We start from the raw sequence: 21387 nt of genomic DNA on the forward strand, positions 1-21387 counted from the left end.
GAAGGCAATCGCCCGATCTTGACTGATGGCCTCCACTACCTGGGAAGACTTTCGAACTAGCATGAGCTTGTCTGCGCAGTCGCGAGCCATGCGTGGATCGATACTGGCCGCCGTCGGTTTTCCGCCGGCGGCCTTTCATTTCACACCCCACGCTTTCATTTCACGTCGTCGAACGGCGACACCGCGGGGCTGCCGACGCGCATCCGCTTGATGCGGCGCACCGCCATCGGCGCGCCGTCGGACTGGTACTGCAGTTCGTATTTCTTGCCGTTCCTGTCGACTGCGCTGCAGGTGATGCTGGAAAGTTCGAGCGTCACGAAGTTGCCGACCTGCTTGCAGAGGCCGGCGGTCGATTCGACTGACGGCACCGGCAGGCCGTCGGCCTTCGGCCGGTCCTTGGATTTCAGCAGCATCCGGTCGATCGGCAATTCGTACAGATTGGCCTCCGGCCTTCGCCCATTGTCGCCGGAGAACGTGATGATGTGGCTGCCATCGTCAGGATCGTCGAGCGCCACGGTAAAGTTCGCCCTGCCTTCCTCGGTCTGGAAAAAGGCAACGGCCCGGCAGGCAAAGTCCCGTCCCGCGACCTTGAGCGTGCTGCACTTGCCGGACATCATCGCGAAGATGACGGTATCGGGCTCTTGCCGCTGAAGTTCGTCCGAGGCGCGGGCCGGCACTGCAATGAAAATGATGGCAAGGGCGAAAGCATGCCGGCAAAATTTCATGGTCATGCCGGTTTGATAGGACATGGCGCGCTGTGTGACCAGAGTCTCGCAAGGTTCCGGCAACAGCATGAGGGCAAGGTAGCCCGGTGTTGCGATGCCGAACGCCGTCAGAAATCAAGCGGCGCGTTGTCGACCACTTCCTTCATGACGAAGAAGGTCCGGGTCTGGCGGACGCCCGGCAGCGCGATCAATTGTTCGCCATGGATGCGGTTGAAATCCTCCATGTCGCCGACACGGATCTTGAGGAAATAGTCGAAATCGCCGGCCACCAGATGGCAATCGAGCACGAATTTTAGTTGCGCGATTGCCCGCTCGAAGGCGGCAAAGCTTTCCGGTGTGGAGCGGTCGAGCACGACGCCCACCATGACCAGCGCCCCTTTGCCGACCTTGCGCGGCGCCACCATCGCCCTGACCTGGGCGATATAGCCCTCGTCGAACAGGCGCTGGGTGCGGCGGTGACAGGTCGCGGCGCTGACACCAGCCGTTTCGGCCAGCTCGGCATTGGTCAGCCGGCCGCTATTCTGCAGCAAACGCAATATCTTAAGATCGATGCGGTCGAGCCTGCCGGCCATGAAAGAAGCTTTCACTCATATGCATAATAGCGGACGATTATCCCGACAGTAGCGGAATATTTTCGCAAAGTGACCGATAATTTTGAGAGCACCTTTCCAGGATCCGATGATAGGGCGTTTCCCGGACATCAGACCATCAACGGGGACGACGATGCTGGAGAAATTCGAACGCTATCCGCTCACCTTCGGGCCCACCCATATCGAAAAGCTGGAGCGGCTGTCGCAGCATCTCGGCGGCAAGGTCGAGCTCTACGCCAAGCGGGAGGATTGCAATTCGGGGTTGGCCTTCGGCGGCAACAAGCTGCGCAAGCTCGAATACATCATCCCCGATGCGATCGCTTCCAATGCCGACACGCTGGTCTCGATCGGCGGCGTGCAGTCCAACCACACCCGCATGGTCGCAGCGGTTGCGGCCAAGATCGGCATGAAGTGCCGCCTGGTGCAGGAAAGCTGGGTGCCGCATGAGGACGCCGTCTACGACCGCGTCGGCAATATCCTGCTCAGCCGCGTCATGGGCGCCGACGTCCAGATGGTCGATGAAGGTTTCGACATCGGCATCCGCCAAAGCTGGGAAGAGGCAATCGCGGATGTGAAGGCCAAGGGCGGCAAGCCCTATGCGATCCCGGCCGGCGCCTCCGTGCATAAATATGGCGGGCTCGGCTATGTCGGCTTTGCGGAAGAAGTCAGGGCGCAGGAGAAGGAGCAGGGCTTCGCCTTCGACTACATCGTGGTCTGCACGGTCACCGGCTCGACCCATGCCGGCATGCTGGTGGGATTTGCCAAGGACGGCCGCGCCCGAAAGGTGATCGGCATCGACGCTTCCTTCACTCCGGCCCAGACCAAGGCGCAGGTGCTCGATATCGCCCGTGGCACCGCCGGCCTCGTTGAATTGGGCCAAGGGATCGTCGAGGACGATGTCGTCCTGATTGAGGACTACGCCTATCCGGCCTATGGCGTTCCCTCAGAGGAAACCAAGGAAGCGATCCGGCTGTGCGCGCGCCTCGAAGGCATGATCACCGATCCCGTCTACGAGGGAAAATCCATGCAGGGCATGATCGACCTCGTGAACAAGGGCTATTTCCCGGCGGGCTCGAAGGTGCTCTACGCCCATCTCGGCGGCGCGCCCGCGATCAACGGATACGCCTACGCGTTCCGTAATGGATGAGATGGGGTTAACTGTCCGCCGCCTTCACCAGCGCGAGCAGTTCGTCGCCGTAATGTTCGAGCTTCTTGTCGCCGATGCCCGGGATGTTGCGGAGCTCGTTGATTGTCGCAGGCCGCGCGGCGGCGATGCCGTCGATGGTGGAATCGTGCAGCACGACATAGGCCGGCACGCTGCGCTGGCGCGCGATGTCGGCGCGCCAGGCCCGCAGCGCCGCCTGCAGGCCGGCGTCGGCGGGCTTGGTCTCGGCGCGCGGCGCCAGATCGCCGCGCCTTGATTTGGCGCGGCTGGCGCGAATGCGCGTGCCGGGCGCCGCCTCGCGCAGCATGATGTCCGTCTCGCCTCTCAGGACTCCGCGTGCGCTCTCGGTCAGCTTCAGTGCGTTGTATGCCTCGCTGTCCGCGCGCAGGTGGCCCATGGCAACCAACTGGCGGATCACGGCGCGCCACTGCTTTTCGTTCAGATCATTTCCGATGCCGAACACGGTCAACTTGTCATGTCCGAACTGCGTGACCTTCTCGGTCATGCGGCCGACCAGCACGTCGATCAGATGCATGGCGCCGAAACGCTGGCCCGTGCGGTAAGCGCAGGACAAAAGTTTTTGCGCGGCGACCTTGCCGTCGCGAAGCTGCGGCGGCGTTAGACAGTTGTCGCAATTGCCGCAGTTGCCGCCGGTGACTTCCTCGCCGAAATAGCCGAGCAGGCGGCTGCGCCGGCAGCCCGCAGTTTCCGCCAGCGCCACCAGCGCATCGAGCTTGCCGATCGATACGCGCTTGAACGCGTCGGCGCCGGTTGATTCGTCGATCATTCGGCGCTGCTGCACGATGTCGGACAGGCCATAGGCCATCCAGGCGCTGGAGGGCTTGCCGTCGCGTCCGGCGCGTCCGGTTTCCTGGTAATAGGCCTCAATGCTTTTCGGCAGGTCGAGATGCGCCACAAAGCGCACGTCCGGCTTGTCGATGCCCATGCCGAACGCGATGGTGGCGACGATCACGACGCCGTCCTCGTTGATGAAGCGATCCTGGTTTCGGGCGCGCAAGCCTGCGTCAAGCCCGGCGTGATAGGGCAGCGCCGGGATGCCGGCGCTGGTCAGGGCTGCCGCGGTGTCCTCGACCTTGGCGCGCGACAGGCAATAGACGATGCCGGCGTCGCCCGCGTGGCGTTCGCTGATGAAGGCCTTGAGCTGAGCCGGGGCGTTCTGTTTCTCGACGATTTCATAACGAATATTGGGGCGGTCGAAACTCGCGACGAAGCTTGGTGCGCCGGCAAGCCCGAGCCGGGCGATGATCTCCTTGCGCGTCATCTCATCGGCGGTCGCGGTCAGTGCGATGCGCGGCACGTCCGGAAAGCGTTCGGCGATCATCGACAGCCCGATATATTCGGGGCGGAAATCGTGCCCCCATTGTGACACGCAATGCGCCTCGTCGATCGCGAACAGCGCGATATTGGCCTGGCCGAGCAAGGTGAGGCAGCGTGGTGTCAACAATCGTTCAGGCGCGACGTAGAGCAGGTCGAGGTCGCCGGCGAGCAGCCGCCGCTCGACTTCCGAGGCTTCGTCAAACGACAGCGTCGAGTTCAACACCGCCGCGTTGACGCCGGCCTCCAGCAGTCCCGCGACCTGGTCGCGCATCAGCGCGATCAGCGGCGACACCACGATGCCGCAGCCTTCGCGCAACAGAGACGGCAGTTGATAGCACAGCGACTTGCCGCCGCCGGTCGGCATCAGCACCAGGCAGTTGCCTCCGTCCGTCACGTGCCGCACGATTTCCTCCTGCGCGCCGCGGAAGGCAGGCAGGCCGAACACGTGATTCAGTACCGAAAGCGCGTCCCGAGCGGTTCCCGAGCAGCTATTGAGGGCTGTGTTCGCTTCCATATCGGCTTCAAAAGGGGTCAACAGGCGGTGATCGATGCCGTCTCGGGCGAACGAGGCCGGGATGTCCGTGTTAGAACACGGCCGAACAACAAATTCAAATGAGCATGACCAGGTCGTCTCGGCTCATCGCAAGCGGTATCGCTGTCATGCTGATCGCCGGCGTGGCGACGGCTTTTGCGATTGTTTGGCGGCCGGTCATTGCGGCGATCGATCCCCCGGCGCCACCCGCGTTCGATGCCGCCCTGATCAAGCGCGGCCGCGATCTCGCGGCGATCGGCAATTGCAACGAATGCCACACCGTGCGCGGGGGAAAAAACTTTGCCGGTGGCCTGCCGGTGCCGACGCCGTTCGGAACGATCTACTCCTCCAACATCACGCCGGATGCCGAGACCGGGATTGGCCAATGGTCGGAAGCAGCATTCCGCCGCGCGATGCGCGACGGGGTCAACCGTAAGGGCGAGCACCTCTATCCGACCTTTCCCTACGATCATTTCACCCATGTTTCCGATGAAGACGACCGGGCACTCTATGCCTTCCTGATGACGCGACAACCGGTCCATGCGCCCTCGCGCGAAAACCAGATTTCCTTTCCGCTTAACCAGCGGCCAGTCATCGCCGGGTGGAAACTGTTGTTCCTTCGCCGCGATACCTATCAGCCCGACGCGACCAAAAGCGCCGAATGGAATCGCGGCGCCTATCTGGTCGCCGGCCTTGCCCATTGCGGCGCTTGCCACACGCCGCGCAACACGCTTGGCGCGGAACGCGTGAACGCCCAGTTTGCCGGAGGCGACGTCGATAATTGGCTCGCCTATGCCCTGAACGACCGCTCGCATGCGCCGGTGCCATGGGATGCCGACGCCCTGTACATGTACTTGCGCAGCGGCTGGCATCCCGCTCACGGCACGGCGCGTGGGCCGATGGCACAAGTGGTCAGCAATCTGTCGTCGGTGCCGGATAGCGATGTCCGCGCCATCGCGGTCTATATGGCCGACATATCAGGGGTACCGACGCCAGACCGCAAACGAGAAGGCGAGGCAGCGCTCGCGCAAGCCAGATCACCGGCTCAGGCCTCGCAGACCGACATGGCTGGCGCGACGATCTATGCCGGCGCCTGTGCATCCTGCCATGAGACGAGCCGGCCGCTACCCTATGGCGGCGTCAATCTCGCGCTCAGCACGGCAGTCTCCAGCCCCGATCCGCGCAATCTCGCCAATGTCGTGCTGTCGGGCGTCTCGGCCGTCGAAGGCGAACGCAGCCCGATCATGCCGAGCTTTGCCGATAGCATGAACGACGCGCAGATGGCAGTCCTGCTGAACTATCTGCGCGCTCGCTTCAGCAAGCAGCCGGCGTGGATCGGCGTTGAAAAAACCGTCGCGGACGCGCGCCGCGCCATGACGGTCTACCTCCAGACATCGGCCGGGCCGCGTAATGCTCCGGCCGATCCTCAGCAGCGAGAAAAGCCATGATGACATTGAAGGTCAACGGTCGGGAGCATCAGGTGGATGCCGATCCGGATACGCCGCTGCTCTATGTGCTGCGCGAAGACATCAAGCTCAACGCCGCCAAATTCGGCTGCGGATTAGGCCAATGCGGCTCATGCACGGTGATCGTCGACGGCAAGGCCGTGCTCTCCTGCGTGACGCCGATGATTTTGCTGGAAGGCAAGCAAGTGACGACGCTTGAGGGCCTCGGCACGGCGTCCAAACCCGCGCCGATCCAGCGCGCCTTTATGGAAGAGCAGGCAGCACAATGCGGCTACTGCATCGCCGGAATCATGATGCGGGCGCAGGCCCTTCTGCAGAGAAACTCCAGACCGACCAACGAGCAGATCGTTTCCGAGCTTGAGCCCCATCTGTGTCGTTGCGGCACCCACATGCGCATCCTGCGCGCGGTGCATCGTGCCGCAAGGTTGATGGACACGGCGGATGCGTCGTCGACAGCCGACGGGAGAGCCCGATGAACGCCTCAGTGATTATCGATCGCCGCCGTGTGCTGGCAGGCGGCGGCGCGCTGATCGTCAGCTTCTCGTTATCAGGAGCTTTGGCGCAGCAGCAAGACGCGCCCACAGCAGTTCCCGCACCGAGCCCGCCCGGCAGCTTGAAAACGTCGCCCTATCTCGACGCGTGGATCCGCATCGACGCCAATGGCAGTATCGAGGTGTTCACGGGCAAGGCCGAACTGGGTCAGGGCTTCAAGACGGCGTTTCAGCAGATCGCGGCTGAGGAGCTCGACGTTGCCTTTGAATCCCTCAAGGTGACGACGGCGGACACGCGCCTGACCGCGAACGAAGGCTATACGGCAGGTAGCAACTCCATGAAGGACAGCGGTACGGCGATCCAGAATGCGGCGGCACAGGCGCGCGAACTGCTGATTGCAGAAGCAGCAAGGCGGCTTGGTCTGCCGGTCGAGAATCTGCGAACGGCAGACGGTGCGGTGATCGCACCGGATGGCAAACGTCTGTCGTATGGTGAACTCGTCCGGGACGATATGCTGCATGTCCAGGCGCAGCCGAAGTCGAAACTGAAGGACCCGGCGACATTCAAGGTCATTGGCCGGCCTGTGCCGCGCGTCGATATCCCCGCCAAGGTTACCGGCGGTGCGGCCTATGTTCAGGACATGCGGCTGCCCGGGATGGTGCATGCCCGCGTCGTGCGGCCGCCGAGCTACGGCGCGCAGCTGACCGAATGCGATACCGCCGCGGTCGAGAAGCTGCCCGGCGTCGTCAAGGTGGTGCGTGACGGCAATTTCCTTGCGGTGGTCGCGGAAAAGGAGTTCCAGTCGATCAAGGCGATGAATGCGCTTGCCACCGCCGCGAAGTGGCAGGAGACCGCAAGCTTGCCGAAGCAGGACGATCTGCCGCGCGTCTTGACCGGCTTGCCTTCGCAGAACACGACCATCCTTGAGCGCAACAATCCCGCAGTCAGTGGCCAGAGGACAATCGAAGCGACCTATACGCGGCCCTATCATGCGCACGGATCGATCGGACCGTCCTGTGCCGTGGCGCAATTGATCGATGGTGCGATGACGGTATGGACGCATACGCAAGGCGTCTATCCCGATCGTCAGGGCATCGCCGAAATGCTGCGTATGCCTCCGGCCAGCGTTCACCTGATCCATGTCGAAGGCTCTGGCTGCTATGGCCATAATGGCGCCGACGATGCCGCGGCCGACGCCGCGCTGATCGCCCGTGCATTGCCCGGCCGCCCCGTTCGCGTGCAATGGATGCGCGAACAGGAACATGCCTGGGAGCCGTTCGGCCCGGCGATGGTGACGAAACTCAAGGCATCGCTCGACAGCAATGGCAAGATCGCCGGCTGGCATTTCGAGGTCTGGAGCAATACGCACTCGATGCGGCCGGGCGGCGCCGGATCGATGCTGGCGGCGCAGCACATGGCGCAACCCTTTGCCGTGCCTGCTCCGAGGCCGCTGCCGCTGCCGGAAGGCGGCGGCGACCGCAACGCAATCCCGATTTACACGTTTCCCAACGCGCAGGTGGTACACCACTTCATCCCGGCGATGCCGCTCCGGATTTCGGCGATGCGCGCGCTTGGCGCCTATCACAACGTGTTTGCGATCGAGAGCTTTATGGACGAACTCGCAGGCCTCGCCGATGTCGACCCCGTCGAATTCCGTTTGAAACATCTTGAGGATCAGCGTGGCCGTGCCGTGATCGAAAAGGCGGCGCTGAGTTTCGGATGGAAGAGCGGCCAGAAAGCGCCGCAGGATCGCGGCTTCGGCTTTGCCTTTGCGCGTTACAAGAATCTGGCGGCCTATTGCGCTATTGCTTCCGAGGTTGAGGTAGATCGGGAGACCGGCCGTCCTCGTCTGGTCCGCGCGGTGGCGGCGGTTGACAGCGGGCAGGTGGTCAATCCGGACGGGTTGATCAACCAGATCGAAGGCGCAATCGTGCAGTCAATGAGCTGGACATTGTACGAAAGCGTTACCTTCGACGATACCAGGATAACAAGCATCGACTGGCAGACCTATCCGATCCTGCGTTTCGATGCCGTGCCTGAAAGCATCGAGGTTCACATCATCGACCGGCCGGGGCAGCCGTTTCTCGGCAGTGGCGAAACCGGGCAGGGGCCGGCGGCGGCATCGATTGCAAACGCCATTGCCAATGCCACGGGAAAGCGGTTGCGGAATTTGCCGCTGACGCGCAAGCGCATCAAGGAGGCGATCGACGCGTGAAGGCGCTTACTGATAGCTTGCCACGATATCGGACACCGCGCGTTCGAGTTGCTTCGCGGTCGCGCATTGGCGGACGACGGTGCAGAAGGTCGAATAGCGTGGCATTTCGGAATCGCCCCAGCCCCAGGCCATCCGGCCCTCCGGATTGAGCCAGACCAGCCGCTTCGACCGCTCGGCGATGCGGCGTAGGATGTCGGCGCGGGGATCGAGGTTGTTGCTGCGGGCGTCGCCGAGCACGATCACGGTAGTTCGCGGTGTGATCGCGCTCATCCAACCGTGTTCGAAATCGGAAAAAGAGTTGCCGTAATCGGACGAGCCGAAGCCAACCTTGGACATGATCTCGGCCATCGCCTCTTCGGGCGATTTGGATTCCAGGATGTCGCTGACCTCGATCAGATGTCCGGAGAACGCAAACGAGCGGACGTCGTCCACAACCTCGTGCAGGCTGTGGATCAGCAGCAGGAAGAAATCCGACACCCGCGCCACCGAACCCGAGACGTCGCAGATTGCCACGATCTTCGGCTTGTCGCGGTGCCGCCGCTTCCACGCGGTGAGGAACGGCACGCCGCCCCAGGCGGCGTTGCGGCGGATGGTACGACGAACGTCGAGATGGCCGCGGCGCTGTCGCTTGCGCGGCTTGGAGTAGCGCTCGCGCAGCCGGCGCGCGATCTGGCGGATGAGTTGGCGCATCTGTTCGACCTGCCGCGGCTCGATCCGCGACAGCGGCGCATTGCGCAAAATCTCGTTGCGCAGGTTTTCGGCTTCCTCGCGCCCGTACAGCATCAGCGCCTGCGAGACGGTATCGCGGACCGTGCCGCGCAGACCGTCCAGGGCGTTGGTCAGTCGCTCGGCCAGACCAGGGTTGGTCGCGGCGAGATTGTCGAGATCGTCGCGCAGTTGCTGGATACCCATCTGGTCGAGGATGCGGCCGGAGAAGATGCCGCGCTGCGTGAAATAGCGGATGTCGGACAGCGAGGCTGCGCTCGCCGCGTTGGCGATGGCAGATGAAATCTGGTTGCGGTCCTGCGCCAACAGCATCTGCGCGAGTTGGCCGAGCCCGTCGGCCTGCTCGTCGCCGCCGCTTGAATCGCCCGGCGAATCGGACGCCGCGCTGGATCCGGACGGATCCTGCTCGTCTGCCTTGCCGTCCTCGGGCGGTGACTGCAGCTCAGGCTGATCGAAGAACAGATCGAAGCAATCGCCGAGCGCCTTCTTCTCATCCTGCGTCTTGGCGAGCGTCAGCAGAAAGGTGTCGCGCAGGATAGTGCGGTCGGCAAAGCCGACCTTGGAGACGGCCCGCATCGCGTCGATGCTTTCGGCCGGCGAGAGCCTGACGCCTGCGCCCCGCGCCGCACGAAAGAAGCGATGCAGGTTCTCTCTCATTCGCCCGTCACCCGAAGACGTTTTGACGCGAGGCCTTGGCGATAAAGGTGGAGACCTGAGGCATGGTGGCCTCGATGTCCGCCTCGTATTTCAGGAGAACGTTCAGCGTGTCCTTGACTACCTCGTGACCAAGCTCGGGCGCCTGCAGCAGAACCAGAACGCGCGCCCAGTCGATGGTCTCGCTGACCGACGGCAGTTTCTTCAGATCGAGCGTCCGGATCTCGTGGATGAAGCCCACCATCTGCTTGCGCAGCGTTTGCGAAATGCCGGGCACCCGGCTTTCGACGATCCGCTCTTCCAGCTTCTGCTCGGGAAAGCCGATATGCAGATGCAGGCAGCGCCGCTTCAGCGCATCGCCGAGATCGCGCTCGCTGTTCGAGGTCAGGATCACCGTCGGCGGCGCGACCGCGACGATCGTTCCGAGTTCCGGAATCGTCACCTGGAAGTCGCTGAGAATTTCGAGGAGGAGCGATTCGAACTCCGCGTCCGATTTGTCGATTTCGTCGATCAGCAGCACGCAGCCGGCCGGCTGTTCCAGTGCCTGCAGCAGCGGCCGCGGCTCGACGAATTCCTTGGAGAAGAAGACATCGCCGAAATCGTGAAGCTGATTGAGCGCGGCTTCCAGCGTCGGAGCGCCACCGAGAACTTCGCCGAGCTTGTCTTTCAGGATCTGCGTGTACAGAAGCTGCTTGGCGTATTTCCACTCGTAGAGCGCCTTGGCTTCGTCCAGCCCTTCGTAGCATTGCAGGCGGATCATCTTCATGCCGCGCCATGCGGCGATCGCCTTCGCCAGCTCGGTCTTGCCGACACCGGCGGGACCTTCGACCAGAATGGGTTTCTCGATCTGCTGCGCCAGATAGACCGCGGTCGCGATCTGGCGGCTTGCAATATAGCCTTGCGCCGCAAGGCCGCTTTCCACTGCCTCGATCGAGGCCGACGGCCTGATATCAGCCACGGGGTTTCAACTCCGAATTCGATGGATTTCGGAATGTTCTGCCTGCGTTCCCGGCAAAGAACAAGCGCCGTTTAGGCATAACGAGGGCGCAAATTCCGGTATTTTCCGCCTAGCGCAATGCCAGCCCGGTCGCCGCCTCAAGCTCCGTGATTGCCTGCGCTGCGTTGACCACCTTGATCGTGGTCATGCCCATCTCGCGTGCCGGCTTCAGGTTGACGCCGAGGTCGTCGAGATAGACGCAGCTTTTGGGATCGACCTGCAGCGTCTCGACCATCATCCGGTAGATGCGCGAGTCGGGTTTTCGCAGGCCGATTTTTGCCGACTCGATGACGTGGTCGAACAGCGCCATCACCTCGGCGACATAGAGCGTGCGGCCGCTGTGGCTGCCGATGGCGTTGGCGGGAAGGTTGTTGGTGATGCAGCCGGTCTTGAACCGCGCCTTCACGCGCGTGAGTGCCTCGACCATCTCGGGCCGCAGATCGCCTGACAGCAGCGGCAGCACGTCCTTGCCGCGAACCGCCGCGCCCAGCGCCAGCGATTCGGCCGCGAACAATTCGTCGAAGGCTTCGATATCGACCTCGGCGCGTTCGAACTTCGCCCAGGCGTTTTCAAGATGATTGGCGGCATTGGTGCGCCGGATGATGTCGGCAGGCAGTCCACGCTCGGTCTCGAACCGTGTAAACGCCTCGAACGGCGAGGTGGTCAGCACGCCGCCGAAATCCCAGATCACTGCCTCGATCATCATGCCCTGCCTGAAATAAATGTGTCGGCGAGCGGCTAACACGAATTGCCTGCTGGAACCAGTGCGATCGGGCGCTTGGCGACATGCGCAGCGCGGGCTATTGCTGCGCCGATGAAAATCCTGCCTCGCTTGATTGCCGGCCTTGTTGCCAGCCTTGCCCTGCTGCTGCCCGTTCCCGCGCCCGCCATCGTTGGCGGCGGCGCGCCGTCGACGGAAGGCGTGGCCCGCTCGGTCGTTACCATCGTCGGCTCGCGCGGCAATTTTTGCACCGGCGCGTTGATCGCACCGAAGCTGGTGCTGACCGCGGCGCATTGCGTGCAGCCCGGCGCGGACTACAAGATCGTCGAATATGGCGCGGACCGGCAGCCGTCGCTGCAGGACGTCAAGGCGGTCGCCATTCATCCCGGCTTCAATATGCAGGCCATGCAGGCGCATCGTGCGACGGCGGATGTCGCGTTGCTGCAATTGGCCGCGCCGCCCAAGGGAAAGACGCTGGCCGTGCTCGGATCGCCTGATATCCCGATTGCCGTCGGCAGCCGTTTTTCCATCGCAGGCATCGGCGTGACCGTGCGCGGCGACGGCAAGAGCGGCGGCACCATACGCGTCACCGGTCTGGTCGCGACCGGCAAGCCGGGGACGCTGCAGATCAGGCTTGTCGATCCCGTGGGGCAGGGCACGCGTGAGGGGCTCGGCGCCTGCACCGGCGATTCCGGCGCGCCGGTTTTTGAGGACAAGCAAAGCGGCCCCGTTATCGTTGGCGTGGTGAGTTGGTCGACCGGGCCGAACGGAAGCGCTGGCTGCGGCGGCATGACCGGCGTCACGCCGCTGACGCTCTACCGGGATTGGATATTGCAGGCGGCACAGAAGTGGGGTGTGGGGTTATAACTACATTACAACCGTCGTCCCTGCGAACGCAGGGACCCATACGCCGCGGCCCATCGGCAGGGCGATGGCGTTAGTTGTCTTCGTAGCAACTGGCATCGGTGGTTATGGGTCCCTGCGTTCGCATGCGTTCGCAGGGACGACAATGACCGCTGAGCCAGCCGGCTAATGCTTTGCCGCCTTGTTCGCGGCGGCGTTGTTGAGCACGATCAGGCCGTCAACGGCGACGCCGACCTTGCTGTTGATCAAAAATGGATTCACATCGATCGACGCGATGCGGTTGCCGGCGTCGGCCATCAAATAAGACAGGCCGACCAGCGCCTTCACCGCGGAAGGCTCGTGCAGCGCCGGCTTGCCGCGATAGCCCTTCATTTTCACGCCGGCCTTGGTCCTGGCAATCAGCTGCTTCGCCTCGGCTTCATCCAGCGGTGCGCCGGCGAGCGCGACGTCCTTCATCAGTTCGATATCGACGCCGCCGGTGCCGAACAGCACTACCGGCCCCATCTCGGCGTCGAGCGAGGCGCCGACCACGAGTTCAAGGTCGGCCTTGACCTGCTGCGCGATCAGAATGCCTTCGAGCTTCGGCTTGCCTTTCAGCTTCGTCACCCGTGCGGTGATATCGTTGAACGCTTTTTTCACCTCGGCCGCGCTGTTGAGGTTCAGCACCACGCCGCCGATATCCGACTTGTGCAGGATGTCGGCGCTGACGACCTTGGCGACCACGGGAAAGCCAATTTTCTTGGCGATTTTCACCGCTTCCGCCGCAGTCTGCGCGATCTCTTCCTTTGAAACCGGGATGCCATAGGCCTTAAGAAGCTTTTTCGAAGCGACTTCGTCCAGCGCAGCGGCGCCGTTGGCGGCCTTGAGCGTCTTCTCCAGCACCGCACGCGCGGATGCCTTCGAGCTCGACACGATGTCGGGCACTTCCTTGCGCAGGGAAGAATATTCAATCAGCGACTTGATCGCGCCGACCGCGCGGTCAAGACCCTGCATGACCGCGATGTTCGGCAGCGATTTGCGCAAGGCCTTGGTGAATTCGGTAAATCCGATCGACATCGCGCTGATGTAGACCACGGGTTTGCTGGCGGCGCCGGCCATCTCGTTGACGATCCGTAAGTTGCGTTCGCGCAATTCATGCGGCGCCTTCGGCAGTTCGGCGTCGATGATAACGATGTCGGTGTCGGGGTCGTCGATCATGATCTTGATCGAGTTCATGTAGACCGAGGGGTCCACGACCGCGGCAAAACCGGCATCGAGGGGATTGCCGACGATGCTGCCGGGACCGAGCATCTTTGCCAGTTGCTCGGTTGCATTCGGGCTGAGCGGCGCGAAGTTCATGCCGGCCGAATAGAACGCGTCGATCAGGAGGCCGCGCTTGCCGCCGGATAGCGACACCGCGGCGATTCGGTTGCCCTTCGGCGGATCGGCATGGACGAAACATTCGGTGGTTTCGATCAGTTCGTCGAGCCCGCGGACGCGGATCACGCCTTCGCGCGTTGAGATCGCGTCAAATGTTTCGATCGAGCCGGCGAGCGCGCCGGTATGCGCCATCGCGGCGGCGCGGCCGCCCTCGGAAGCGCCGAGCTTGAGTGCGATCACGGGCTTGCCGGCGGCGCGTGCGGCCTTGCAGGCTTCGCGAAACACCTTCGTGTTCCGGACGCCTTCGAGATAGACCACAATGACGCGGATCGACGGATCGGCCGCGAAATAGGCCATCAGGTCGGGCGTCTCCAGGCCGGTCTCGTTGCCGGTCGTGACCATGTAGCCGACACCGACACCGCGATCTTCCAGCGTCTGGCGGATCGCCATCACGATCGCGCCGGATTGCCCGGCAATCGCGACCGGGCCTGCTTCCATGGTGACGATACGATCGTCGATATTGGTGAACAGCTTTTCGCCCGCGCTCAGATTGCCGAGGCAGTTCGGGCCGGTGACGGCGAGGCCGGTCTCGCGCACCGCCTCCTTCAATTCGAGCGCCAGCCGCTGGCTGTCCTCGTCCTGCAACTCGCTGAAGCCCGAAGTGACGATGGTGGCCGAGCGTGCGCCGGCCGCTGCGGCGTCACGAATCACTTGCACCGCGAAACGCGCCGGCACCAGCACCAGCACGTGATCGGGCTTTTCCGGCAGGCTGGCGAAATCCTTGTAGCAGGGCACGCCCCAGATCGTTTCGCGCTTGGCGTTGACCGGGAACAGTCCGCCTTCGTACTTGTACTTGATCAGATTGTTCCAGATACGCTCGGCATAGTTGCCGGGCTTGTCGGTGGCGCCGACCAGCACGATATTGCGCGGATGCAGCATCGGATGGATGCTCTTGACGATGTCGCTGGCGTCAGGCGAAGGCGACCATTTTTCGGCCTGATGCGATGCGGTGCTTGCCTGAGCGTCCATGGATATCCCTTAACTCTGTTGTTTTCCTTGGCCGCGGCGATCGAGGACGAACGCCGCGCCATGATGTTCTTATGATTAAGGCCTTTCTATTGGGACTTGACGGGGGTGGCAACACGCGTTGCGTGCGCAGCGCCATTCGCGCCGCGCACGATATCCCGGCTTGCGGAGAATTCAGCGTGAACCCGGCGCGTCACCGATCATCGTGGCATGCACAAGATAGCGCTCAGGTCCCTGCGTCAGCGCGTCGAACGGCCAGCAGGTCGACAGCACCAGTTGATATCCGTCTGCGAGCGGATCAATGCCGGAAGTATCAAAGCGCACGACCGCGGTGGCATCCACTCGGTAGTGGAAGTGTTTGCCGTCGCTTCGCATCACGTTGATCTCGTCACCGATCACGACATTCTTCAGGAAAGCGAAATGCGTATCGCGATGCGCCGAATAGACGGCGACGCCGCGCTCGCCGGCATCGGGCGTCCGTTCGACGTGCCCCGGACCGAAGGCGAGCGCCTGGCCGCTGCTTCCCGAAAGCACGATGGCGCGGGCATGGAGCCGCTTCACTTCGATGCGGGCGACCGGCCATGTATCCGCCCACGACCACGGCTTTGTCTCGCGCCCGGTGGCGATGGTTTTCTCGAAGGCGCGTTCCAGCAGAACTTGCGCCAGCAGCGCCTTGGCGTGGATGTAGGCCCCTTGGCCGAACAGGATCAGGCCGATGAGGGTGAGAAGCAGGGGAAGGACGAAGCGGGGCATCTTGTTACTTCCCGTCATTGCGGGCCAACGGGTCGCGCGAATGCGCGCCCGATGACAGGCTCCGCGAAGCAATCCATCGCATCAGGAAAAGAAAGAATGGATTGCATCGTCGCTTCGCTCCTCGCAATGACGGCTTTGGAAAAAGCGGCGCGCGCGGCCCTGGGGGGACGGGTGGAAGCCGCGCGCGCTCTGGAAAGAGGAGGTTGGGGAGGCCTCCTCCTTTCAGCCGATGTCAACGCAGTGACATCTGACGTCGATTGAATACGAACAGGATCAGGCTGAGCGTGAGCAGGATCACACCCGCAATCATCTTCAGTTCGGCGTCAGTCGCCGTCTTCGGCAACGTGACCGTGCTGGGCGCCTGGGTGACGACGGGCTGCGCTCGCTTCAGCGCGGCGACCTGAACCCGCGCCTCCTCCGTATCCGCGCGCCGTTCCGTCGGCATTGCAGGAGCGCGTGGGCGTTCGCCGAACACCTTTTCAAAGTCCCAGCCGGCCGGCAGGTTGATCGGCAGTTCCGAGACCTTGAGCGGCTCGCCTTGGGGGCGGCTCGGAGTCTTGTCGACCGCGACCAGGCTGGTCAGCCGCGTGACGAGCTGATGCTCGAGCGCCAGCGCCAGAATGGTCTTGTCGGCATCTTCCGGGCTGGCCTGCCGCGTGGTGCGCGCAACTTCCGCATCCGCGATCTTGCGGCGCGCCCAGAGCTTGGACAGGCCCTTGCCTTCGGCCGCGTTCGCCAGCGGAAGGGTGACGACCCAGGGACGGTCGCCGATACGGCCCTTGATCTCGACCGAGCCCGCGAGCTTGTCGAGCTTGGCCGCCAGAACCAGCGGCTCGTCGCGATAGACGTCAGGGATCGCGACCGGCGTGATGTCGGCGCTGGCGTCGGAAAATCTTGCGGTGAGATTGGTCACCGCTGGATTCTCCAGTTTGGCGAACAGGCCGCGCATGCGTTCCTCGACCTGTTCCACCGAGCCGATATGGGTGAAGGTGCCGCGGCCGAGTTCGGCGGCGCGCGTCATCAGGTAGGTATTCGGGGCCGAGCCGATGCCGACCATGAAGATGCGCGAGCGGCCGCGTAGCGCGCTGACGGTTTCGAACAATTGCTGCTCGTTGCCGATCGCGCCGTCGGTCAGGAAGACGACCTGGCGGACGTAGTTGGTATCGCTGATGGTGTCGGACAACGCCGCGCGCATCGCCGGCACCATTTCGGTGCCGCCATTGGCCTGCAGCGCGCCGACAAAGGAGGCGGCCCGGCCGATATGCTCCCTGTCGGCCGGCACGGCCGCCGGGAACAGCACGTCCATGGTGTGATCGAACCGGATCACGTTGAAGCGGTCGCCGGGCTGCAGACGGCCGAGCGCGTAGATCAGGCTCGCCTTGGCCTGGATGATCGAGACGCCGCCCATCGAGCCGGAATTGTCGATCACGAAGATCACCTCGCGCGGCAGCGGTTTCTGCTGCGTCTGCTCGACCGAAGGCGGTGTAACGAAGGCGAGCAGGTAATCGCTGTCGCCGACGCGCTCGCGGAATAATCCTACCGACGGCGCCTTCTCGGCCACCGGCTTCCAGGTCAGCTCGAAATCGCGGTCGGCCGGCACAGGGCCTTCGGCAAGGCGCAGAATGCTCGTGTTGGCGTCTGGTTTTTCGGTCTTGATCGCATGATGGTGGCTCTTGATTTCGCCAAGCGGGAAACCAGCCTGCAGCCGCACGGTGATGCGGGTCGGATTGATCGGCGCGTTCGTCGCGGGATCGAGCACTTCGGGCGAGATGCGGTCGCGATCCGGCACGGGATCGGATTTGACCGAACCCCAGCCACTGCCATCGGGCCGGAAGTCGACGCTTTGCACCACGGGCGCGGGATTGTAGCGCGGGGCGACCACCATCGGCACCCGCAGCGAGAACTCGTCGCCGGATTGCTGGACTGGCTCCTGATATTCGATCTGCACCAGCACGGTTTCGCCGGGGCCGATATTGGCGACCGAATTGGTGAAGATGTTCGGCCGCTCCTGTTCGGTCAGCGCCGCCTTCTGTCCGTTCTGCTTCGCTTGTTCGTAGACGATCTTGGCCTGCTGCCGCTGCTTGATGTCGCCGACCACGACGCGATCGCCGATCACCATCTTCAGCGTGTCGACGGCGCCGCCCGACGGGAGCGGATAGACATAGACCGCCTCGACCCAATCTTGCGTCGGGTTGCGGAAAATCTGGGTGACGCGGGCGCGAACCGTGGGACCCGATACGATGAGGTCGACATCGATGCCGAGCCGCGACGCATCGGCGTAGCCGTCGTCCGTCTTGAGGAGCAACGAACCAGAGCGCGCGTCACCAGGCTTGACGAAGGCGGCTTGCAGGCGTTCCGCGGACCAGGCCGGCTCAAAGCTCAAAAATAATGCCGCAAATCCGACCAGGATTACGGCAACGCCCTGCATCACAAAGAACAGCACCAGCCTGATCAGGTTGGGCTGTTCGCTGCGTTTGTCGGCTTCAATTTCGTCGCATGTCGTCATGTCGCTCACTCCCGAACGGCGTTTTTCGCCGTGGCGTGAAGGTGCGGAAATCAGTGATTTGGCGCGAGCGGAATGATCGGCCTTGTTCGGTCGCCAGCCACCGCGCTCCGCCACGGGCGGGGCGGTTTTGTGCGGGTTTGTGATGGATTGTGCGTCTGCTAGACTGGCGCGCGCAAACCAGGGGTGACGATGCCGACGCCGGACAAGCAGCTTTCCGCCGAGCAAAGCCGGCAGATCGCGGACACCATTCGTGAGGAAGTCGCCCGTCGCCGCATCTCCCGGCAATCGCTGGCGGAGCTTGCAAAACTCAGCCTGTCGACTCTGGAGAAGGTGCTGGGCGGCCGCCGTCCGTTCACGCTCGCCACCACAGTGCGGCTTGAGCAGGCGCTCGGCGTCTCCCTGCGCAAGACGCCGGAGGCGGCGCCAGCGCCTGCGGCTGCCCTCAATGGCGAGGTTGCGCCCGATGGGCTCGGCGCCTATTCGCGCCGCGCGGTGGCCTGGATCGAAGGCACCTACGTCACGGTGCGTCCCTCGTTCGGCGACAAGGACGCGATCTTCGCCTACCGCACCGAGATATCATGGGACGCGGCGGTCTCATCGCTGGTGTTTCACGAGAGCGAACGGCAGGACGCGGCCTTCACCCAGTTCGGCGAGGTGGCGGTACCGAACCAGTCCGGCCACATCTATCTCGTCACCAACCGGCACGGCCAGCACCGCCTGATCACGGTGGCGCGGCTGGCGATTTCGGGCGAGATGTACGGCATCATCACGACACTGCTCGCAGGCCGCGGCTCGCTGTTGACGCCGATCGCTGCGCCAATCGCCTATCTGCCGATCACGATGGTTGCCAGCCCGACCTTTGGCAGGGTTTCGTCCGGCGACCCCAACTATGCGGTTTACCGCCAGCATTTGCGCCGGACGACCGATGAGCCGTTTGCGATGTTCCTGCCGGGGTAGTGCTCTCAGGCCTTGCATTCCCGGTGAAATAGACTATATGGGCCATATTCGAATAATCGCTCTGCCTTGTTGACCGAACCGAAAACCGGCTCCTTTCCCCAAGACATCGTTAAATCGGATCAAGCCTGCGCGGAGGTCGTGCAGGCAAAAGCGCTTTCGCGCATCTTGGAGATAGTTACATGGCTACCGGAACAGTTAAGTGGTTCAACGCGACCAAGGGTTTTGGCTTCATTCAGCCCGATGATGGTGGAACGGACGTTTTCGTTCACATTTCGGCCGTCGAACGCGCAGGTCTGAGCTCGCTCAATGAAGGTCAGAAGATCTCGTTCGAAGCGAAGAAGGACCCGATGCGCGGCAAGACCAGCGCCGAGAACCTTCGCGTCGACTAAAGGTTGCCGATTCGGGATTTCCACGGATGTACTGGGATCCTCTGATTGGCCTCTGATACAAGAGCCCGCCGGTGATGAACCGGCGGGCTTTTCGTTTGTCGCATGCCGGCGCGCGATCATGAAGCAATGGCCGCTTTGTCGGTCGGCTTCGGCGCGCTGAAATTCTTTCGCAATGTCGGCTTGTGAATTTTCCCCGTGGCGTTGCGCGGCAGGGCGTCGACGAACTCGATCAGGCGCGGACATTTGAACCGCGCCAGATTGGTCTGGCAGTGCGCATGGATCTCCTCCGGCCGGAGCGTATGGCCGGGCTTGACCGCCACGATCGCCATGCCGACTTCACCCCATTGCTCGTTCGGGATACCGATCACGGCGGCCTCGGCGATTGCCGTGAGCTGATGCAGCACGCTCTCGACCTCGGCCGGATAGACGTTCTCGCCGCCGGAAATGTACATGTCCTTCCAGCGGTCGACGATGTAGTAGAAGCCTTCTTCATCGACGCGTGTGGCATCGCCGGTGTGCAGCCATCCGTCGGTGAAGGACGATTGGTTGGCGTCCGGCCTGTTCCAGTAGCCCGGCGTGACGTTCGGTCCCTTGACCCAGAGCTCGCCGAGCTCGCCGACATCCGCATCCGTCCCGTCCGGGCGAACGATCCGCACTTCCGTATGCAGCACCGGCTTGCCGGACGAGCCGGCCTTGCGCGCGGCGTCTTCCTTGTCGAGCGTGAGCACGGCCGGACTGGTCTCGGTCATGCCGTAACCCTGCTGCAGGGCGACGCCGCGGGCTTCCCATATTTTCAGCAGCGGCACCGGCATCGGCGCGCCGCCGACGCCGCCGATCACGAGCCGGCTGAAATCGGCCGTTGCGAATAACGGATGCTGCGACATGAACTGGTAGATCGCGGGCACGCCGAAGAACTGGTTGATGCCGTATGTGGGATCGCTGATCAGCTGCAGCGCGAGAGCGGGATCGAACGCGCGCATGATCAGCACGGTGCCGCCGGCATGCAGCACCGGATTGGTGTAGCAATTCAGCCCGCCGGTGTGGAACAGCGGCAGCACCGTGAGCAGTACCGACGATGGCGAGATATAGGCGGGGCCGCCGAGATTGACGCAGTTCCAGAACGTCATGCCATGGGTGATGATCGCGCCCTTGGGCAAGCCGGTGGTGCCCGAGGTATACATGATGGTCGAGATATCGTCATGCGTGACATGTTCGAACCGGTCGAGCGGCCTGGATGTGTCGATCGCCGCTTCATAGGAGCCATCAGGTCCGAGCAATAGCGCTGACGAAACGTTGCAGAGCTTTGCGACCGTCAGCGCAACTTCGGCGAGATCAGTGTCGTGGATCATCACCTTCGGCGAGGAATCGCCGACGATGAACTGCAATTCGGGAACCGTAAGCCGCGTGTTCAGCGGCAGGAATACCGCGCCGATCCGACCGCAGGCGAACTGCACCTCGAGCGTATCTGACGTGTTCAGCGCCAGCACAGCGACGCGGTCGCCGCGCGTGACGCCGAGTTTGTCGCGCAGATGGGTGGCAAGACGCGAAATCCGCGCATCGAACTGCGCGTAGGAAAGCCGGCGTTCGCTGGCGAGGTCGATGGCAGCGATCTTGTCCGGCGTGCGGCGGCCGAAATGCGCAATCCAGTCGTAATGGCGAACCGACGACATGCTTCCTCCACGTCCGGCGGTCTTGCGCCGCCGGTTTTGCTCGATGGCATTCTGTCCAGTAGATGAGGCGTCATATGGGGACACTGTCTTGCGTGGAGTAGCTGGGGCGGGGATTGGTGGGGCGGTTCCGGGCGGTGCCGCCCAACAGGCGCCGTCATTGCGAGGAGCGTAGCGACGAAGCAATCCAGACTTTCCTGCGCCGCACGATGGATTGCTTCGCTACGCTCGCAATGACGGTGAGT

Annotated in this window: 17 protein-coding genes; 7 read left to right on the top strand and 10 right to left on the bottom strand. The window is 63.1% G+C overall.

Annotated features, from left to right (window positions below; all coding sequences use genetic code 11):
• Positions 1-155 precede the first annotated feature (155 nt).
• Both V1279_RS37565 and V1279_RS37570 read right to left on the bottom strand, forming a co-directional pair.
• Positions 156-749: a hypothetical protein gene (locus V1279_RS37565; protein WP_334446050.1), complete on the bottom strand. Its 594-nt coding sequence runs from the start codon at positions 747-749 to the stop codon at positions 156-158.
• A gap of 83 nt (positions 750-832) precedes the next feature.
• Complete coding sequence (locus V1279_RS37570) at positions 833-1297, bottom strand: Lrp/AsnC family transcriptional regulator (RefSeq protein WP_334446053.1); 465 nt, start codon at positions 1295-1297, stop codon at positions 833-835.
• A gap of 151 nt (positions 1298-1448) precedes the next feature.
• Between V1279_RS37570 and V1279_RS37575 the strand changes: the two genes are divergently transcribed.
• Positions 1449-2462, top strand: coding sequence for a 1-aminocyclopropane-1-carboxylate deaminase (locus V1279_RS37575; RefSeq protein WP_334446055.1), 1014 nt, complete (start codon positions 1449-1451; stop codon positions 2460-2462).
• A 7-nt stretch (positions 2463-2469) separates the two neighbouring features.
• Here the strand turns inward: V1279_RS37575 and recQ are convergent, their stop codons facing one another.
• Positions 2470-4332, bottom strand: a complete 1863-nt coding sequence (recQ, locus tag V1279_RS37580; protein ID WP_334446057.1) for a DNA helicase RecQ — start codon at positions 4330-4332, stop codon at positions 2470-2472.
• 104 nt (positions 4333-4436) lie between these two features.
• On the opposite strand from recQ, the gene V1279_RS37585 reads away from it, so the two are divergent.
• The 3 genes from V1279_RS37585 to V1279_RS37595 are packed head-to-tail and all read left to right on the top strand — an operon-like array spanning position 4437 to position 8523.
• Complete coding sequence (locus V1279_RS37585; protein ID WP_334446059.1) at positions 4437-5798, top strand: c-type cytochrome; 1362 nt, start codon at positions 4437-4439, stop codon at positions 5796-5798.
• On the top strand, positions 5795-6292 hold the full coding sequence (locus V1279_RS37590; protein WP_334446061.1) for a (2Fe-2S)-binding protein: 498 nt from the start codon (positions 5795-5797) through the stop codon (positions 6290-6292). Before V1279_RS37585 ends, V1279_RS37590 begins: the two co-directional genes overlap by 4 nt.
• The gene (locus tag V1279_RS37595; RefSeq protein ID WP_334446063.1) at positions 6289-8523 is read left to right on the top strand and encodes a xanthine dehydrogenase family protein molybdopterin-binding subunit; all 2235 of its coding nucleotides are present in this window, start codon (positions 6289-6291) and stop codon (positions 8521-8523) included. The genes V1279_RS37590 and V1279_RS37595 overlap by 4 nt, the downstream gene beginning before the upstream one ends.
• A gap of 6 nt (positions 8524-8529) precedes the next feature.
• Here V1279_RS37595 and V1279_RS37600 read toward each other — a convergent pair whose 3' ends face one another.
• The 3 genes from V1279_RS37600 to V1279_RS37610 all read right to left on the bottom strand — a co-directional run bounded on the left by V1279_RS37600 (position 8530) and on the right by V1279_RS37610 (position 11606).
• On the bottom strand, positions 8530-9906 hold the full coding sequence (locus V1279_RS37600; RefSeq protein WP_334446065.1) for a vWA domain-containing protein: 1377 nt from the start codon (positions 9904-9906) through the stop codon (positions 8530-8532).
• Between the two features lie 7 nt (positions 9907-9913).
• Positions 9914-10861, bottom strand: coding sequence for an AAA family ATPase (locus V1279_RS37605; RefSeq protein WP_334446067.1), 948 nt, complete (start codon positions 10859-10861; stop codon positions 9914-9916).
• 109 nt (positions 10862-10970) lie between these two features.
• On the bottom strand, positions 10971-11606 hold the full coding sequence (locus V1279_RS37610) for an HAD-IA family hydrolase (protein ID WP_334446069.1): 636 nt from the start codon (positions 11604-11606) through the stop codon (positions 10971-10973).
• A gap of 108 nt (positions 11607-11714) precedes the next feature.
• On the opposite strand from V1279_RS37610, the gene V1279_RS37615 reads away from it, so the two are divergent.
• Complete coding sequence (locus V1279_RS37615) at positions 11715-12488, top strand: S1 family peptidase (protein ID WP_334446071.1); 774 nt, start codon at positions 11715-11717, stop codon at positions 12486-12488.
• Positions 12489-12650: 162 nt separating this feature from the next.
• On the opposite strand, the gene V1279_RS37620 is transcribed toward V1279_RS37615, so the two are convergent.
• From V1279_RS37620 to V1279_RS37630, 3 genes are all read right to left on the bottom strand, one after another.
• Complete coding sequence (locus V1279_RS37620; protein ID WP_334446073.1) at positions 12651-14873, bottom strand: acetate--CoA ligase family protein; 2223 nt, start codon at positions 14871-14873, stop codon at positions 12651-12653.
• A gap of 171 nt (positions 14874-15044) precedes the next feature.
• A complete protein-coding gene (locus V1279_RS37625) occupies positions 15045-15623 on the bottom strand; it encodes a class GN sortase (protein ID WP_334446075.1) in 579 nt (192 codons plus the stop codon).
• 232 nt (positions 15624-15855) lie between these two features.
• Positions 15856-18129, bottom strand: a complete 2274-nt coding sequence (locus V1279_RS37630; protein ID WP_334446077.1) for a marine proteobacterial sortase target protein — start codon at positions 18127-18129, stop codon at positions 15856-15858.
• A 189-nt stretch (positions 18130-18318) separates the two neighbouring features.
• Between V1279_RS37630 and V1279_RS37635 the strand changes: the two genes are divergently transcribed.
• Positions 18319-19086, top strand: coding sequence for a helix-turn-helix domain-containing protein (locus V1279_RS37635; RefSeq protein ID WP_334446079.1), 768 nt, complete (start codon positions 18319-18321; stop codon positions 19084-19086).
• Positions 19087-19265: 179 nt separating this feature from the next.
• Positions 19266-19475 (top strand): cold-shock protein, encoded by a 210-nt coding sequence (locus V1279_RS37640; RefSeq protein ID WP_192735591.1) that lies wholly within the window; start codon positions 19266-19268, stop codon positions 19473-19475.
• Between the two features lie 116 nt (positions 19476-19591).
• Here V1279_RS37640 and V1279_RS37645 read toward each other — a convergent pair whose 3' ends face one another.
• On the bottom strand, positions 19592-21145 hold the full coding sequence (locus tag V1279_RS37645; protein WP_334446082.1) for an acyl-CoA synthetase: 1554 nt from the start codon (positions 21143-21145) through the stop codon (positions 19592-19594).
• Positions 21146-21387: the final 242 nt, after the last annotated feature.

Source organism: Bradyrhizobium sp. AZCC 1610, from assembly GCF_036924515.1.
Taxonomy (GTDB): Bacteria; Pseudomonadota; Alphaproteobacteria; order Rhizobiales; family Xanthobacteraceae; genus Bradyrhizobium.